General features: G+C 72.2%; 11 protein-coding genes. 8 read left to right on the top strand and 3 right to left on the bottom strand.

Annotated elements, in window-relative coordinates:
- Genes EJC51_RS07005 through EJC51_RS06975 form a run of 7 tightly spaced genes read left to right on the top strand, consistent with a single transcriptional unit; the run spans position 1 to position 10969 of the window.
- Complete coding sequence (locus EJC51_RS07005) at positions 1 to 381, top strand: GPW/gp25 family protein (RefSeq protein WP_207924882.1); 381 nt, start codon at positions 1 to 3, stop codon at positions 379 to 381.
- Positions 378 to 2450, top strand: a complete 2073-nt coding sequence (locus EJC51_RS07000; protein WP_126270241.1) for a baseplate J/gp47 family protein — start codon at positions 378 to 380, stop codon at positions 2448 to 2450. The genes EJC51_RS07005 and EJC51_RS07000 overlap by 4 nt, the downstream gene beginning before the upstream one ends.
- Positions 2447 to 4009, top strand: coding sequence for a phage tail protein (locus tag EJC51_RS06995; protein WP_126270240.1), 1563 nt, complete (start codon positions 2447 to 2449; stop codon positions 4007 to 4009). Before EJC51_RS07000 ends, EJC51_RS06995 begins: the two co-directional genes overlap by 4 nt.
- 11 nt (positions 4010 to 4020) lie before the next feature.
- A complete protein-coding gene (locus EJC51_RS06990) occupies positions 4021 to 5973 on the top strand; it encodes a hypothetical protein (RefSeq protein ID WP_126270239.1) in 1953 nt (650 codons plus the stop codon).
- On the top strand, positions 5970 to 8000 hold the full coding sequence (locus tag EJC51_RS06985; RefSeq protein WP_207924883.1) for an ATP-binding protein: 2031 nt from the start codon (positions 5970 to 5972) through the stop codon (positions 7998 to 8000). Before EJC51_RS06990 ends, EJC51_RS06985 begins: the two co-directional genes overlap by 4 nt.
- The gene (locus EJC51_RS06980) at positions 7993 to 10080 is read left to right on the top strand and encodes a DNA/RNA non-specific endonuclease (protein ID WP_126270238.1); all 2088 of its coding nucleotides are present in this window, start codon (positions 7993 to 7995) and stop codon (positions 10078 to 10080) included. Before EJC51_RS06985 ends, EJC51_RS06980 begins: the two co-directional genes overlap by 8 nt.
- Before the next feature lie 10 nt (positions 10081 to 10090).
- The gene (locus EJC51_RS06975) at positions 10091 to 10969 is read left to right on the top strand and encodes a Pvc16 family protein (protein WP_126270237.1); all 879 of its coding nucleotides are present in this window, start codon (positions 10091 to 10093) and stop codon (positions 10967 to 10969) included.
- Positions 10970 to 11062: 93 nt separating this feature from the next.
- Here the strand turns inward: EJC51_RS06975 and EJC51_RS06970 are convergent, their stop codons facing one another.
- The 3 genes from EJC51_RS06970 to EJC51_RS06960 all read right to left on the bottom strand — a co-directional run bounded on the left by EJC51_RS06970 (position 11063) and on the right by EJC51_RS06960 (position 14340).
- Positions 11063 to 12085 carry a TolB-like translocation protein gene (locus EJC51_RS06970; protein ID WP_126270236.1) on the bottom strand — a complete coding sequence of 341 codons (1023 nt, stop codon included), beginning with the start codon at positions 12083 to 12085 and terminating at the stop codon, positions 11063 to 11065.
- 115 nt (positions 12086 to 12200) lie between these two features.
- Positions 12201 to 13466: an MFS transporter gene (locus EJC51_RS06965; protein WP_207924884.1), complete on the bottom strand. Its 1266-nt coding sequence runs from the start codon at positions 13464 to 13466 to the stop codon at positions 12201 to 12203.
- Positions 13467 to 13491: 25 nt separating this feature from the next.
- Entirely contained in the window at positions 13492 to 14340 is an 849-nt protein-coding gene (locus tag EJC51_RS06960) for a glycosyltransferase family 2 protein (protein WP_126270235.1), read from the bottom strand.
- Between the two features lie 500 nt (positions 14341 to 14840).
- On the opposite strand from EJC51_RS06960, the gene EJC51_RS06955 reads away from it, so the two are divergent.
- Complete coding sequence (locus EJC51_RS06955; RefSeq protein WP_244362542.1) at positions 14841 to 16145, top strand: sugar transferase; 1305 nt, start codon at positions 14841 to 14843, stop codon at positions 16143 to 16145.
- Positions 16146 to 16178 lie beyond the last annotated feature (33 nt).

The following is a 16178-nucleotide window of genomic DNA, read 5'->3' as shown; positions in this document are numbered from 1 at the left end:
GTGGACGGCAAAGGCGTGGCCTTCCCGGTCGGCTTCGACGCGACCGGCGCGCTCGCCGAGTCCTCGGGGGCCGAGCGGATACGGCAGGCGGTACTGATCGTCCTCGGCACCCGGCCGGGGGAGCGGATCATGCGCCCGGACTTCGGCTGCGACCTGCACAGCCTGGCCTTCGCGCCCAACACCCCGGCCACCGCCAACCTGGCCCGCCACTACGTGAGTTCGGCACTGGCCCGTTGGGAACCACGCATCGAGGTCACCGAGATCACGGTCGGCAACGACCCCCGAGCCGCCGTCCTCACCATCGACCTCGCCTACCGGATCAAGAGCGACGAAGGCCGCCAGACCCTCTCACTGGCCTTCCCCCTGGAGCAGCCCTCATGAGCGCCGAGCGCGGTCGGCCGCTCCCGCCGGACCTGGACGACCGGCGCTGGGCGGACCTGGTGGCCGAGGCCCAGGAGCTGATCAAGCACTACGCCCCGCGCTGGAGCGACCTCGGCCCGGCGGACCCCGGCATCGCGCTGGTCGAGTTGTTCGCCTGGCTCGTCGAGGGCCTGATCTACCGCCTCAACCAGGTCCCGGAGAAGAACTACACCGCCTTCCTCAACCTCCTCGGCATCACCCGCCTGCCCGCCCTCCCCGCCGCCACCCTCCTCACCTTCACCGCCCAGCCCGGCCAGACCGCCACCGTGCCCGCCGGAACCTGGGCCCAGACCACCGGCAGCGAGTCCCAGGCACCGGTCGTCTTCCAGACGGAGTCCGAGGTCCTGGCCCTGCCCGCCGGGCTGTCGACGACCGTCCGCCACCTCGTCAGCACCGCCGACCTCCTCGGCGGCACGGACGGCGCGGAGCTCCGCGTCCCCGACGGCGGCACCGGCTATCTCCTGCTCGGCTTCGACCCCGCCTTCACCCAGCCCGTCGAACGCCTCGAGGTCTACGGCGAGCCGGGCCGGCCCGCCTCCGGCGAACCGGCGACCGTGAGCTGGGTGTTCTCGGCGGGCGGCACCGACCCCGCCAACTGGCCGGCCCTCACGGTGGAAAAGGACACCACCCGCGCCCTGTCCCAGGCGGGCCAGGTGCGGCTGCGCCTGCCCGCCGCCCCGCAGTGGGCGGCCGTCGACCCGGCGGGCTGGCCGTTCCCGGCGGCCGGTCCGAAGCCGGAGCCGGGCAAGCCGCGCCGCTGGATCGGCCTGAAGCTGGCCAACCCGAACGAGCCCGGCGATCCCGCACGGGACGCCGTGATCCGCGTACGGCACCTCCTGCCCAGCACCGTCCCGGCGACCACCGCACCGACAGCCGGCCGGGACGTCCCCGAGTCGCTCGGCACGGCGGGACGCGCCCCGCGCCAGACGTACGAACTGCGCAACCGGCCCGTCCACCGGCAGCCGGGCGGGGACTCCCCCTACGACCATGTCCGCGTCCTCGTCGACGGCGAGCGCTGGGCCCTCGCGGAGGAACGGGAGCCGGGACGGGACAAGGCCGTGCGCCTGGACCCGGTCACCGGGGAGGTCGTCTTCGGCACCGTCGGGTCCGTGCCGCCGCAGGGCTCCGACATCGCGGCCGTCTACCGGTACGTCGCCACGGGCGCCGCGGGCAACGTGCTGCCCGGCACCGTCACCACGCTCGCCGAGGGCGTGCCCGGGATCGTCTCGGTGACCAACCTCGTGCCCGGCACCGGCGGGCTGGACGAGGAGCCCATCGAGGAGACCAAGGCACGGGCACCGCGGTTGTTGCGCACCCGGGACCGGGCGATCACCGCGGAGGACTACGAGTTCCTCGCCCGGCAGGTGCCGGGGGTCGCGACCGTGCGCTGTCTGGCCCCCCGGACGCAGGAGAGGGACGGCCCGTCGGCGAGGTGGCTGAAGGGCGACCCGTGGACGTACGCCTCGATCCTGCGCGCGCCCGGTCATGTGAACCTCATCGTGGTCCCGGACCTCGGGGCGGCCGAACCGCAGCCGATGCCGCCGGTCGTCCTCGTGCACGACGTGATCGCCGCCCTGGACCCGCGACGCGAGGTGACCGCCCGCCTGGAGGTGCAGCCGCCGCGCTATCTGCCCGTCGACGTCACGGTCGACGTACGGGTCTTCAAGCGTGCCGTCGACATGCATCTGACCAGCGGTCTGGCGGCGGAGACGGCACGGGTGAAGGAGCGGGTCGCCAGATTCCTGCACCCGGTGTACGGGGGCCCGGGCGGGCGGGGCTGGCAGGTCGGGCAGAGCGTCCATCTGCCCGACCTGTACCAGGCGGTCCAGCCGGACACCGAGATCGGCTACCTCGCCGACCTGCGGATGCGGCCGGTGACCCCACCGCCGTACCACCAGACCGGCGAGGCCTGGAACAACGACCTGCACCGCCCCCTCCCGCTCCCGGCGGCCTACGGCCCGCAGGTGCAGCTCACCGACTACGAACTGGTCTGCTTCGGCACCTGCGACGCCACGGGGGCGGAGGAATGAGCACCTACCTCGACCACCTGCCGTCGGTCCTGCGCTCGCGGGACCTGGGCGACCTGCTGTCGGCCTTCGAGAAACTCCTCGACGGCATCGACGACGGGGTCGCCACCCCCGGCACCCCGGTCATGAGCACCATCGACGCGCTGCCCGACCTCTACGATCCCGCCCGCACCCCGGCGGAGTTCCTCCCCTGGCTGGCCGGCTGGCTGGGGTTCGAGCTGCGGTCCGGCTGGACCACCGAGCAGCGGCGCCGGGTCGTGGCCGGGATCATGCGGCTGCATCTGCTGCGGGGTACGTCCGCCGGGCTGGCGGGGCTGCTGGAGCTGGCGGTTCCGGTGCCGGAGCGGCAGCGGATCACGCTCGACGCCGGAGCCAAGGTGCTGTTCAGCAGGCCGGCGCCCGGCGAGGAGTCCCGGGTCAACGCCCTGCTCTCCCAGGGCCCCTACCTCCGTCCGGCCCCCGACCGCACCCCCGCCCACTCGGGGCTGGTCAGCCCGCAGTGCATGGCCATGACCCCCGACGGCGACCTGGTGGTGGGGGACGCCGGCGGGGTCGGCGCCGTGCCAGCGCCGGGGGTCTGGCGGATCACCCGGACCGGCGGGTACGCCGACTGGACCGGTGGCCCGCCCGTGCCGCGCCCCCTCGGCCCGGCGGGCTGGGCCCTCGCCCCACCGGTGGCCGTCGCGGTCGACGCGACGCCGCCCGGCTGGCGGCTGTACGTCCTCGACGTGCAGCAGACCGGGCTGCGGCTGTCGCGGGTGGACTCGGCGACGCCGTACCAGCAGCAGACGGTGGCGACGCACGCCTCGGTCAAGGGAGTCGTGGACGTCGCGGCGGCGGTGTGCGAGGCCGGCCGTCTCTACCTCCTCAACAAGAAGGACAAGCGGGTCCTCGACATCGACCTCGCCGCCCCGGCCGCCGTGCCGCGCACGATCGCGCTGCCCGGGCTGACGGTCCCGCGCTCCCTGCTCGTCGGCCCCGACGGTCGTCTCGTCATCGGTGACGCGCGCGCCGAGGGACCGGCGGAGCTGTTCCGGGTCGACCCGGCCGGGGGCGCCCCGACACCACTGCTGGCGAACGTCCCCCCAGCGGACAACCCGCTCCTGGCGCCGTACGCGATCCTCCAGGAGGACACCCACCTGCTCCTCGTCCTTGACGTGGGCCTCCAGCCCGACCAGGACCCCAACCGCCCCTACCTGCGCCGCACGCTGCGCCCGCCGGCCCTGTACCGGGTGGACCTGCGCGCCGACCCGCCCCGGGTGACCAGGGCGACCGAGCCGGGCGGCCTGGTGTTCCCGCGCGGGATGGTCCGCGGCGAGGGCACGGTCTACCTCTGTGACGGGGGCGAGCCGTTCAGCCGCGACGAGACGGGACCGAACGCCGCACTCCGCCGGAACTTCCGTGCCGCGCCCCACGAGATCGGGGTGATCGTGCACTTCGCCAGGACGGGCGCCACGACGGAGGACCAGCGGGCGGCCCTGCGAAGCCTCGCCGACGCCCTGGAACACGAGCGCCCGGCGTCCGCCCTGACCACCCGTCTGACTGCCATCGGCGCCAACTAAGGGGTTCCCAGATGACCGAGAGGCTTGTCCGCACCGACTACACGGACCCGACGGTCAGCCCGCCCGAGCCCCGCCAGGGGGACACCGGACTGCGCGAGAGCCGCCAGGACCAGGAGGGGTTCTACGTACCGCTGCACCGGCTGCACGGCTCGGCCCTGCATGACAAGGGCGTGGCCGTCGGGCTCGCCGTCGACACGACGGTGGGCCAGCAGGGCGTGCGGGTCGGGCCCGGCGTGGCGCTGGACGGGCGGGGCCGGCTGCTGCCGCTGGCCGTCGGCGGGCACGCCAAGCTGGAGGACGGAAGCCTGGTGACGGTCGCTCAGCTGGGGGTGGTGCTGTCCACACAAGGGCTGAGCGGCAGCCGGTACTTCACCATCGCCTGGGCGGAGACCTTCGACTTCACCGGCATCGCCGCAGGCGCCTTCAACACGGAGACCACCCCGCTGCTGCGGCTGCGCAAGCCCGAAGAGTTCGTCGACGACGACACGGAGATCATCCTCGCCGAGGTCGTGATCGACGCGGGCGGCAAGGTGACCGGGCTGGACGTCGTGAACCGCCGGGCGGTGGGAAGTTCCCCGAACCGTGTCCGGCTGTCCCGGACCGCCGTGGAAAGGGTCGGCGCGCTGGCCATCGCGAGCGAGGTGTCGGCGGGTGAGCTGCGGGCGCTGCGGAACGGCGGGCTGGTACTGAAGGCGCAGAGCCTGTCGGTACAGCCGCCGGACGGGGACGCCTCGGCGTTGTGGGTGGCACCCTCCTCCGGCCGGGTCGGCGTCGGCACCACGCAGCCGGAGGCACCCCTGGACGTCCAGGGCACCGCCGTCTTCCGGGACCGCGTCGGCATCGGAACCGCGGTCCCGGAGACCCAGCTCGACGTCACCGGCGGGGCCGTGGTCCGTGGCCCCGCCTCGGTCCACGGCACCAGCACGGTCCTCGGCACCACCGTCCTGCGCGGCCGCGTCGGCATCCGCACCACCACCCCGGACGTGGACCTCGACGTCGCCGGCGACGCGGTCGTACGGGACCGGCTCTGCGTCGGCCGCACCCAGGCACTGGCCCGGGTGCACGCCATCGACCAGGGCGGCTTCACCGACGAGGACAGCACGGGCGCGTCGACCGTCACGCATGTGCCGCTGCTCGCCCAGTCCGACAGCACGGCCATCGGCATCCTCAACGCGCAGAAGAGGCCGGCGTTCGCGATCAACATCGACGCGAACGGGGGCACGCCCGATCAGCGGGGGGTGCCGACGCTCTACGACAAGTACGACGGGTGGTGGCGGCCGGGGATCTCCCTGAAGAACGGCCGGGTGGGCATGGGCACCCAGGACCCCGAGTGCAAGCTTCAGGTGACCACCGACGAGGCGAACCTCTCGGCCCTGGCCGCCTACTCGGCCCACACCTTCGCCCTCCACGCGATCAGCGGCGACGGCACAGGACTGTTCGCCTTCGGTAAGCCGGCCGGCCAGTTCTGGGGCGACCTCGTCGTCTCCGGAAAGATCACGAAGAGCGCCGTCCAGTTCATGATCGACCATCCTCTCGACCCGGCCGGCCGCTATCTGAGCCACTGCGCCGTCGAGAGCGACGAGATGAAGAACGTCTACGACGGTGAGGTGGTCCTCGACGAGACCGGCGGGGCCGAGATCACCCTGCCGGACTGGTTCGAGGCGCTCAACGAACGCTTCCGGTACCAGCTCACGGCGGTGGGCCGCCCGGCCCCGGACCTCCACGTCTCCCGCAAGCTGTCGGACAACCGCTTCTCCATCGCCGGCGGCGAACCCGGCACCGAGGTCTGCTGGCAGGTCACCGGCGTCCGCCACGACGCGTACGCGCTGGCCAACCCGTTGGTCGTGGAGAGCGACAAGGAGGGTGAGGAGTACGGCCGTTACCGGCATCCGGAGGAGCACGGGGTCTCCGCCGACCTGAACGTCAACCACGGGTTGATGCCAGCGGCGGGGAGGCCGGGGTGAGCGGCCTGCTGGACGTCGACGGCTCTCCGAAGACCCCGCCTATCCTGGACAGCCTGCGCCGGCTCGACGCCCGGCTGGCGGAGGCCGTCGCGGCGGCCACGGCGTCGTACGGCTCCGGGGCCGCCCGGGACGCCTTCCGCGGCCTGCACACCGGCGCCGAGGACGTGGTCCGGCTGTTGGAGCGGGACCCGGGGGTCTCCGCGCTGGGGCCGGGGACGGCTGCCGGGCTCCCCGGAACCGCCTGGCTCGCCGAGCGCTACGACCTATCGGCGTTCGAGCAGAACGTCCTGCTGGTGGCCGTCGCCCCCGAGGTCGACCTGCGCTACGAGCGCCTCTACGGCTACCTCCAGGACGACGTGACCCGACGCCGGCCGACCGTGGAACTCATGCTCAACCTCCTGTGCCACGACGTCCCCGACAAACTGAGCCGCCGCTCGGCCTTCGCCGCGGACGCCCCGCTGCTGCGGCACCGGCTGGTGCGCCTGGTCCCCGACCCGCACCAGGTCGAGCCGCCGCTGCCGGCGCGGTACGTGGTGCCGGACGAACAGATCGTCGACGTGCTTCTGGAGGTGCCGGGACTGGACCGGCGGCTGGCGGGCTGGTGCCGACTCATGCCCACAGACCCTGGGCCGGTCGCCGAACAGGCCACGGAAATAAGGGACTTGCTGCTGGCCGGCCACCGGATCTACCTGCGCGGCCGACCCGGGTCGGGGCGGAAGCGGGCCGCCCGGACGGCCGCCGCTCTCCTCGGCAGGCCCTTGCTCCACGGCGAGCTGTCGTTGACACCGACCGACCCCTCAGCCTTCGACGAAGCCCTCTTCTGCTTCCTGCGCGAGGCCGAACTGTACGGTGCGATCCCCTTGTTGGACGGGGCCGACGCCCTGGACGCACCGCGGCGCGAGCTCGTGCCCCGCGCACTGGCCGAGGCGCCGGGGCCCGCCGTACTGACCGGCGTCGCGCCCTGGCAGCCGACGCCGACGTACCGTCAACATCCCTTGATCACCTATGAGTTCGCGGCCCCTGATGCGGTGGCGCGGCGGACGTACTGGGCCTCGGCCCTCGCCGGACGGGCGGTCGCGGCCGCCCATCTCGACGTCCTGGCCGAGCGCTACCCGCTCACCCCGCGCGCGATCACCGAAGCCGCCGACGCGACACGCGGCGACACGCTCCCCGAGCTCTCGGCGGCCGCCCGCGCCACCGTCGGGCACGAACTCGCCGAGCTGGCCGACCGGATCGAACCCCGGGCCCGGTGGGACGATCTCGTGCTGCCCGCGGACGAACTCGCCGCGCTGCGCGAGATCTGCGCGCGCGTGGCCGGGCAGGGCCGCGTCCTGCGGGAGTGGGGCTTCGGGCGCAGACTCTCCAGGGGCACAGGGGCCGGCGTCCTGCTGACCGGGCCGCCGGGCACCGGCAAGACCATGGCCGCCGAAGTCCTCGCCGGGGAACTGCACCTCGACCTCTACCGGATCAACCTGGCCGGCGTGGTCAGCAAGTACATCGGCGAGACCGAGAAGAACCTCGACCGGATCTTCGCCGCCGCCGAACGCGCGGGTGCCGTCCTGCTCTTCGACGAGGCCGACGCCCTGCTCGGCCGGCGCAGCGAGGTCCGCGACGCCCACGACCGCTACGCCAACATCGAGGTCGCCTACCTTCTCCAGCGCATGGAGGCCTTCACGGGCCTCACCCTGCTCGCCACGAACATGCGGCAGAGCCTGGACGAGGCCTTCACCCGACGGCTGGCGTTCACGGTCCGCTTCCCGTTCCCGGACGAGGTGAGCCGCGCCCGGATCTGGCGCGGGATCTGGCCCCAGGACGTGCCGCTCGCCCCCGACGTCGACACCGACGCGCTGGCCGCCCGGTACACGCTCAGCGGCGGCCACATCAAGAACGTCGCCCTGGCCGCCGCGTTCCTGGCCGGGGCGGGACCGGTGACGGCGGCCCACGTGCTGCACGCGGTGCGCCGCGAGTACCAGAAGATGGGCAAGGAGCTCGCGGACGAGGCCCTGCCCGGAGCGACCGATGGCTGACGCGACGGTGAGGACGCGGCTCCCCGCGAAGTCGGCGACCGCCACCACGAGCGGCCCGACGACCGAGGCCGCCAAGGCGCCGTCCGGCCCCGGTGGTCTCCTGGACTCCCAGCGGGCGGCGGGCAACCAGGCGACACACGAGACTGTGGCAGCCGTCCAGTCTCCGGAACCGACCGGGCTCAAGGGCCAGTTGGTGCGCATGGCCACCGACGCCGTCATCTCACAGCTGCCCGGAGGGCCGACCCTGCGCGTCACCGGGGCGGCCGTCTACGGCTTCGTGTCCACCCTGGCGCACGAGGTTTCCCTGGCGGATCTGGCAGCGGGCGTCAAGGAGCTGGCCACCCCTCGCAACCTCCGGGACTTCGTCCTCGCCTACGAGGCCGGTTCGATCCTGGGCTTCATCAGCCCGGTGACCGACCTGTTCGGGATCGTCGTACTGGCCGAGGAACTGAACAAAATGGCGGAGGACCTGGGCCGTGCGGCGTGGGAACACCCCGAGGAACTGATCGCCAAGGCCCGCGCGCTGGGAAACGACTTCCGGACCTTCCTGAAGGACACGGGCAAGAACCTCAGCGCGCTCGAACTCCTCAAGCACGCGATCGAGTTGCCGGACCAGGTGATGAGAGGGCTGGAGGCGAAGGCCGGCCAGATCGGCGGCCACGCCGCCCACGCCATGATCCTCCACTTCTCCGGCAAGGAGGAGGAGCAGCCCGCCCGCCCCGCCGAACCTCCCGCCGGCTACGCCGGTCGACTGGAGCGCTGGGCCGTCGAGAACCGCAAGAAGCTCACCAACACGCAGTGGTCCAGGATCGGTTACAACATCGGCTACGACGTCGGCGCGGTCGTCAGCAACACGCTGCTCCTCGTCTTCAGCTTCGGAGCGGGTGAGGCGGTCGCCGCGATCGGCGCCGAACTCGGCAAGCTGGGCGGCCTGTTGGCCCGCGTGGGCAATGTCGCCGAGAAGGTCGGCGCCGGTATCAAGGTGATCGAGGACCTCATCGCCGCCCTGCTGAGCAAGCCCATGCAGTGGCTCGAACCCGTCCTCAAGCCGTTCTTCGAACTCCTCGAACGCCTCAGGACCTTCCTCCTCGAACTCCTCGGCTTCGTCGACAAGAAGGCCGCCAAGACAGCCGTGACGACGCTGGAGAAGCACGCCGCGGAGGCAGCCGCCGCCCCGGACCCGCCGCATGCCCCGACGCCGACGGCGCCAGAACCGCATCCGGCACCGAATTCGCCCACCCCCGAACCACACCCGACGGCCCCGGAATCACACCCGGCTCCCAAGCCCTCGGCCGCCGAACCGCCGGTCGCACACACAGCCGCCCCGCCGCCCAAGTCCACCGCGGCCCCCAAGAAGGGTCCAGCCGCAAAGAAGAGCGCGCCCACCCTGAAGAAGACGACGACGAAACCGACGCCGAAGAAGACCACGTCAACCCCGAAGAAGACGACGAAACCGACGTCGAAGAAGACCGCGCCCACTCCGAAGAAGACGACGAAACCGACGTCGAAGAAGACCGCGCCCACCCCGAAGACCACCGCCCCACCCAAGAAGAAGCCCGCCGCGACCAGCGGGGGAGGCGCGCATCCTCGGCCCGTCGTCGAGCGGGTCGGAGCCGAGGACGGCTTCCACCCCCGTCTCGACCCGGAGCCGCGGTTCTTCGGCGACCTCGGCGGTCCGCACCACCATGTGCTCGACCAGCACGGCCGTCCGCTGCTGGCCGAGGGCTGGCTGCGGACCACCAAGGGCACGCGGCACGCCGATCAGGAACTGGGTGCCTGGCGGATGGGGGGCAAGGCGAGTGGCACGGATCAGGCGCACGGCCTCGGCAGGCAGTTCGGTGGCGACGGGCGCCATTTCAACCTGACGCCGCAGCCGAGTGAGCTCAACCAGGGGCCGGTCAAGGCTCTGGAAGGCGTCCTGGCCCAGGAGACGAAGGCGGGCCGGCGCTTCTACCTCCAGACCTACACCGACTACGCGGGCCCCGGCCGGGTTCCCAGCACCGTCGAGTACCGGGTGTTCGTCAACGACGGCGGCGCACCCCGACTGATCTACAGCCAGCGGTTCATCGCGTCGCACTGAGGGAGCCGCCGTGATCGAGCACATCGACCGTATGCTGCGGGACCTCCTGGTCGCCCGGGTCGACGGGCTGGCCGACAAGGCGCAGGTGCGGTTCGAGCCGCCGGACGAGAACTGGCGTACGTTCGTCGGCAACCTCTCGGGGCTCGCGCTGAACGTGTATCTGGTGGAGCTCCGGGAGAACCGGCAGCTGCGCACCAACGAACGCGCCCGCACCCAGCTCGCGGGCATCACCGTCAGCCAACTCTCCTCGCGCCGGGTCGACCTGCACTACCTGATCACCGCCTGGAGCCCGGCCACGCCGAACCAGGCCGTCGAGCCGACCGTCGACGAACACGCCCTGCTCTACCGTGCCGCCGCCGTCCTGCTCGCCGCCGAGCCGCTCGTCCCCGCCGAGATCTACGGTCCCGGAAAGCTGCCCGTCGCCTTCCCCCCGCTGCTCGCCGACGCCACCCTGCCCACCTCCGTGCTCCCTGCCGACGGCTTTCCCAAGTACGCCGAGTTCTGGGGCACGATGGGCGGCCGCCAGCCGTGGCGTCCCGGCATCCACCTGACGGTGACCGTGCCGGTGGCTCCCCGCGTCGAGGAGGTCGGCCCCCTGGTCACCACCCAGACGCTCCGCACCACCGTCGGCGGCGAGGCGCTGATCCGGATCGGCGGGACCGTGCTGACCGCGGACGGCACCCCGATCCCGGGTGCCTGGGTGAGGGTGGAGACCACGTCCGGCGACCCGGTCCACACCACCCGCACCACCCCTGAGGGCCGCTTCGTCGTCGACCGCCTCGCGGCCGGCCGCTACCGCTGCCGGGCCCGCGTGACCGGCCTCGGCGAACGGATACGGGAGTTCGACGTCCCCGGCCCGGCAGGCGGCTACGACGTCACCTTCGACTGACCCAGGCACTGTCAGGGGACCCTGCCTTTTTACGAGTTCACTTCACCGCCGAGGACCCGGACCTGCCACGCCACCCGGCTGACCACGCACGCCCTACAGCGGAGCCGGGGACGACGCCCCCGCGATCAGCAGGCGCGGCGTTCCCTTGCCGTCGGCGGGCACGCTCCACAGATCCGTGCTGCCGACCTTGCCCTCGGTGGGCAGGGCGTAGGCGACGGTGTCGTCGTCGAGCCAGGTGGCCTGGTCGTCGACGCTGTGGCGTTCGGCGAGCGGGGTCTCGCGCAGGGTGCGCAGATCGAGGACGTATTCACGCCAGAGGTCGGTGCGCGACAGCACCCGCTTCTTGAAGGCGACGCGGGTCCCGTCGGGGGAGAGGGAGGGGCACTCCACGTTCTCGACGAGCGTGGTCACCGACTTCCCCGAGATCGAACCCCGCACCAGATACGTCTTGTCGGCGGTGTTCAGGGTGGCGTAGAAGGTGTCGTCGTCGGAGGCGAAGGTGACGCCCCAGAAGTTGACGTCCGCCGCCTTGTACGGCTTCCCGTCCAGGGTGATCGAGAAGGTCTCCAGGCTGGGGACCAGCTTCATCGTGCGGGTGTCGAGGAGCGAGGTGCGGGTGGAGAAGAAGGCGGACGCGTACGACTCGCCGGAGACGAACACCGTCCAGGCGACGAAGCGGCCGCTCGGCGAGACCCGGGCCCGGCTCGGGATGCCCGCGAGCGGGAAGGTCCGTACGGTGCGCAGCTCGGCGTCCAGGAGCAGGGCGCGGTTGCTCTGCTTGAGGACGCCGGTGTCGGACTGGAGGCAGATGCCCGTGCCCGCCGCCGCGTAGAAGCGGGCGCACTTGAGGTCGGACGCGGTCCGGCCGGCGCCGGGGTCGGCGGACGGCACCGAGGCGACGGCCGTGCGGTGCGGGCCGGCGGCCGCGTTGACGAAGGTCAGGAGATTCTTGCGGTCGAGCGTCAGCTTCCCTGAGCTGACGGCGGGTCCGCCGGCCTGGGGCCGGTTCGCCTCGTCGGCGCGGTCGGCGGCGTGCAGGACCAGGCCGGTCGCCAGACCCGCGAGCAGGACGACCGCCGCGACGAGGATGAGCAGGCGGCGGCGGAGCGAAGTCATGGGGTTCCTTGCGGCGGTTGTCGGTTCTGTGCTGGTGCCCGGGGGCGCTGTGCCGGTCATCGCGGCTCGCCCGGCGGTCGTAGCACCACGCTGGTGCCGGAGGGCGGTGCGCCGGTCATCGCGGCCCGCCGGACGGTCGTAGCACCACGCCCGCGACCGCCGCGCAGCACAGCAGGCCGATCGCCGAGCCGGCGAGTGCCGTGCCGTCGCCCCACATGGTCCAGGCGGCGCCGAAGGCGAGCGAGCAGCAGAACCGGGCCAGCGCCTGGCTGGTGCCGACGATGGCGAGGCCGCTGGCGCGCAGATGCTCGGGCACGACCCCGGCCAGCGCGGCCGGCAGCACGCCGTCGGTGGCCGCGTAGAACGAGCCGTGCAGGGCGAGCACCGCGGGTACCAGCAGCGGGGTGTCCGGCGCCCACAGCAGCAGGGCGTACGCGGTGAGCAGGCCGACGTGGCCGGCGAGGAACACCGTGCGCCGCCCGATCCGGTCGGCCAGCGCGCCGAGCGGCACGGCCAGCAGCAGGAACACCACCGCGGTGCCCAGCGGCAGCAGCGTGAACCACTCCTCGCCGACCCCCGCCCGGCGCTGGAGCAGCAGATAGACGAACGCGTCGCTCACGGTGGTCAGACCGAGCAGCGCGGCACAGCCCGCGAGCGCCCGCAGCCGGGGCAGCCGCAGCAGGGCGAGGGCCTCCCCGACCCGGACGGGCGGCCTCGGCTCGGCCCCGGCACCGTCCGGCGTGTCGCGCCGCTTGCCGGGCACGAACAGCAGGAGGACGACCACGCCGAGCACGGCGACGCACGCGCTGACGCCGAACACGGCGTCGTAGCCGTCGGCCGCGGCCCGCAGGATGAAGAAGGCGGCCAGCGGGCCGAGCATCGCGCCGGTGGTGTCCATCGCCCGGTGCACACCGAAGGCCCGACCCTGCCGCTCGACCGGTGTGGACAGGGAGATCATCGCGTCGCGCGGGGCGGTGCGCAGCCCCTTGCCGGTGCGGTCCAGGGCCAGGACGGTGCCGAGGGCGCCGATGCTGCCGGCGAGCAGGAGCAGCGGCTTGCACAGCGCGGACAGGCCGTAGCCGAGCCCGGCCAGCAGCTTGTGGTTGCGGATCCGGTCGGCGAGGTGGCCGCCGGTGAGCTGGACCAGGGCGCTGACGCCGTTGTAGACGCCGTCGAGGGCACCGAAGCCCAGGGGGCTGAAGCCGAGCGTGGTCACGAGGTACAGCGGGAGGACGGCGGTGACCATCTCCGCGGAGACGTCGGTGATCAGGCTGACCGTGCCCAGCACGAGCACGACCGGGGCGACCTTGGGCCCCGGGCCGCGTCTTCGGTCCGGAGTGGCGTCCGCCTCCGGCGTGGCGGAGCGGTCGGTGAGGTACATGATCAGGACTCCTGGTGCGCCGCGTTCAGTTCTGCCGACTGCTGTCGTCCCGCAGCCAGGTGTCGAAGTCCCGTGCTCGGATGGCCTTCTGGGCCTGTCGCCGGGCGACGACCGCCGCCGCGGCGAAGACGACGACACTCGTGATCAGGGTCGGCTCCGCGCGGAGCATGGCCTTGAGGTCCGCCGTGCTGGTGCGGGCCGAGGCCTCCTCCGGCCCGCGATGCTCCTCGACCTGTGCCGTGGAGACCATGGCCCGGATCCGCCGTTTGATCAAGTCCCGCCAGGTGCGCGGCGGATGGACCACGACCCGCGCCCCGGCGACCACGCGCCGCTCCTCGGCGGTGAACGCCAGGGACGCCGCCAGGTCGTCCGCCATCAGCGGGGGCAGGGCGGCGATCCGGGCGTGCCCCTCCTTGGAGACCGCGATGACACCCCGCCCGAACAGGCCCTCGCGCACCGCCGGGAGGCGTTGCCACACCCGGTAGTAGGCGCGCACCCGCCAGGCGCAGCCGGCCAGCGGGAGGTGACGTTCGGGGGCGGTGGCGAGAACACCCGAGGCGCCGTCGGCCAGGGGCTCGGCGAGCGCTCGTACGTCCGCGCCCGTGAGGACGACGTCGGCGTCCACGTAGATCCGGGGGAAGCCGAGCGCGTGCTCGTCGCCCGCGCGCAGCGCCGCGTGCTTGGAGGGGACCGGGATCTCCACCACGGTTACGCGCGGGCCGCGTTCGGATGCGATCCGGGCCGTGTCGTCGGTGCAGCCGTTGCACACGACGACGATGTCCGGGCGGTCCTCCGCGGGGTCGTCCAGCAGCGAATCGAGGAGCCGGCCGATGACGCGCTCCTCGTTGTGAGCCGGGATCACGATGCTCGTCACCTGGGCAGTATGACGCCGGTGTCGCGAATGCGATGTGTGTTTCGTCCAACTGTTCCCGTGGCTGTGGTCAATGCTCTAGATTGAGAGCCGCCAGGCTGGTGAGGGAGGGGATTTGCCTCTGAAGGCATGCCAAGGCGCGGCCTCGGTAACCGGATGGGAAACTCTCATTGACCAACTTGCAAAGGGCATGAGGCGGTTGGGGAACCGTCGCAGTCCTTCTTGATTGCTTCTCGGCTCTGCTTTCTTGATTCCGGTGCCGCTGTGTGGAGGAGACACGACGGCACTGATCCAGCCCTGCCGCGGACGTGCGACGGTATGTCCTGATCTCTTGCGGCCAGGGGTAGCTGCGCCTGTGGTGGGGGGCCATGACCATTGAGGTCACGCATGAGCACTTGGATGCGGAACTTAGACGTCCGGTAGCTCGACGAAGACCCTGGGACCGTAAGTACCGGACCGTTCTGCTGGTCGCGGACGGCCTCGCGGCCGTTGCCGCGGCGTTGGTGATCCACGGAGCCTACGGCCGCTGGGCGGTGGCCCTCGTGCTGCCTCCGACCTGGATCCTGACGATGCTCGCCCATCGCACCTACGACCGCGGTGCCCTGGGCCAGGGCACCGAGGAGTACCGCAGGGTGCTGCGCGGCGCGGTCGCACTGCCGGCGCTGGCCGCGGCCGCGTACTGGCTGTTCACGCACGATGCGGCCCTTCTCCATGACATGACCATGGCCGCGATACCGGCTGTCCTGATCGCCCTGCCGGTCCGGCACCTGCTGCGCCGCAGACTGCTCAGGCGCTGGGCCCGCGGCCGGGACCGCAGCACGACCCTGCTGGTCGGACCCTCGCGCGGCATCCTGGAGCTGGTCGGCGTACTGCGTCGCGGCGGCGCACAGGAGCTGCAACTGGCCGGAGTGTGCCTGACCGACCCCGAGAACGCCACGGACATCCGCAAGTTGGGGATTCCCGTCCTCGGCGGCATCGACGACATGAACGACGTCGTGCGGGCCATGGGCGTCAACGCCATGGTGGTGCTCCCGGCGCCCGAGCTCGACGCCTTCGTCCTGCGGCGGATGTCCTGGACGGCGGCCGCGCAGGGCGTCGACTTCCTGCTGGCCCCGACGCTGGCCGACGTGTCCGCCGCCCGGCTCGCGGTCCGGCCCACCAACGGCGTGCCGCTGGTGCGGATCCAGGCGCCGAACCTCTCCCGGTTCTCCCGGCTGCCCAAGGAACTGCTGGATCGTTCCCTCGCCGCTGTCCTGCTGCTTCTCCTGGCACTGCCCATGCTGGTCGTCGCGCTGGTCGTACGGCTGGACAGCTCCGGCCCCGCACTCTTCCGCCAGCAGCGGGTGGGCCGGTACGGCGACCACTTCACCATGCTCAAGTTCCGGACGATGCGGCCCGATTCGGAGGCCCTCAAGGCGGAGCTGGAGCACCTCAACGAGAACAGCGACGGTCTGCTGTTCAAGGTGAAGGAGGACCCGCGCGTCACCCGCGTCGGTTCGTTCCTGCGCCGCAGCTCGCTCGACGAACTGCCCCAGCTGCTCAACGTGGTGCGGGGTCAGATGTCGCTCGTCGGCCCCCGCCCCCCGCTGCCGGCGGAGGTCGAGGAGTACACCGCGGACATCAAACGACGCCTGCTCGTCAAGCCGGGACTCACCGGGCTGTGGCAGGTCAGCGGCCGCTCCGACCTGCCCTGGGACGAGGCCGTACGGCTCGATCTCGGATACGTGGACAACTGGTCGATGGGCCTCGACCTGACCATCCTCCTGCGCACCGGGTCCGTGGTGGTGCGCGGAACGGGGGCCTACTGATGAGCCGGGACCTACCGAAGAACCGAGGAAAGA

The sequence above is a fragment of the Streptomyces aquilus genome, assembly GCF_003955715.1.
Classification (GTDB): Bacteria; Actinomycetota; Actinomycetes; order Streptomycetales; family Streptomycetaceae; genus Streptomyces; species Streptomyces aquilus.
The sequence above is the reverse complement of the archived record's forward strand: the minus strand, read 5'-3'. Positions and strand labels throughout refer to the sequence as shown.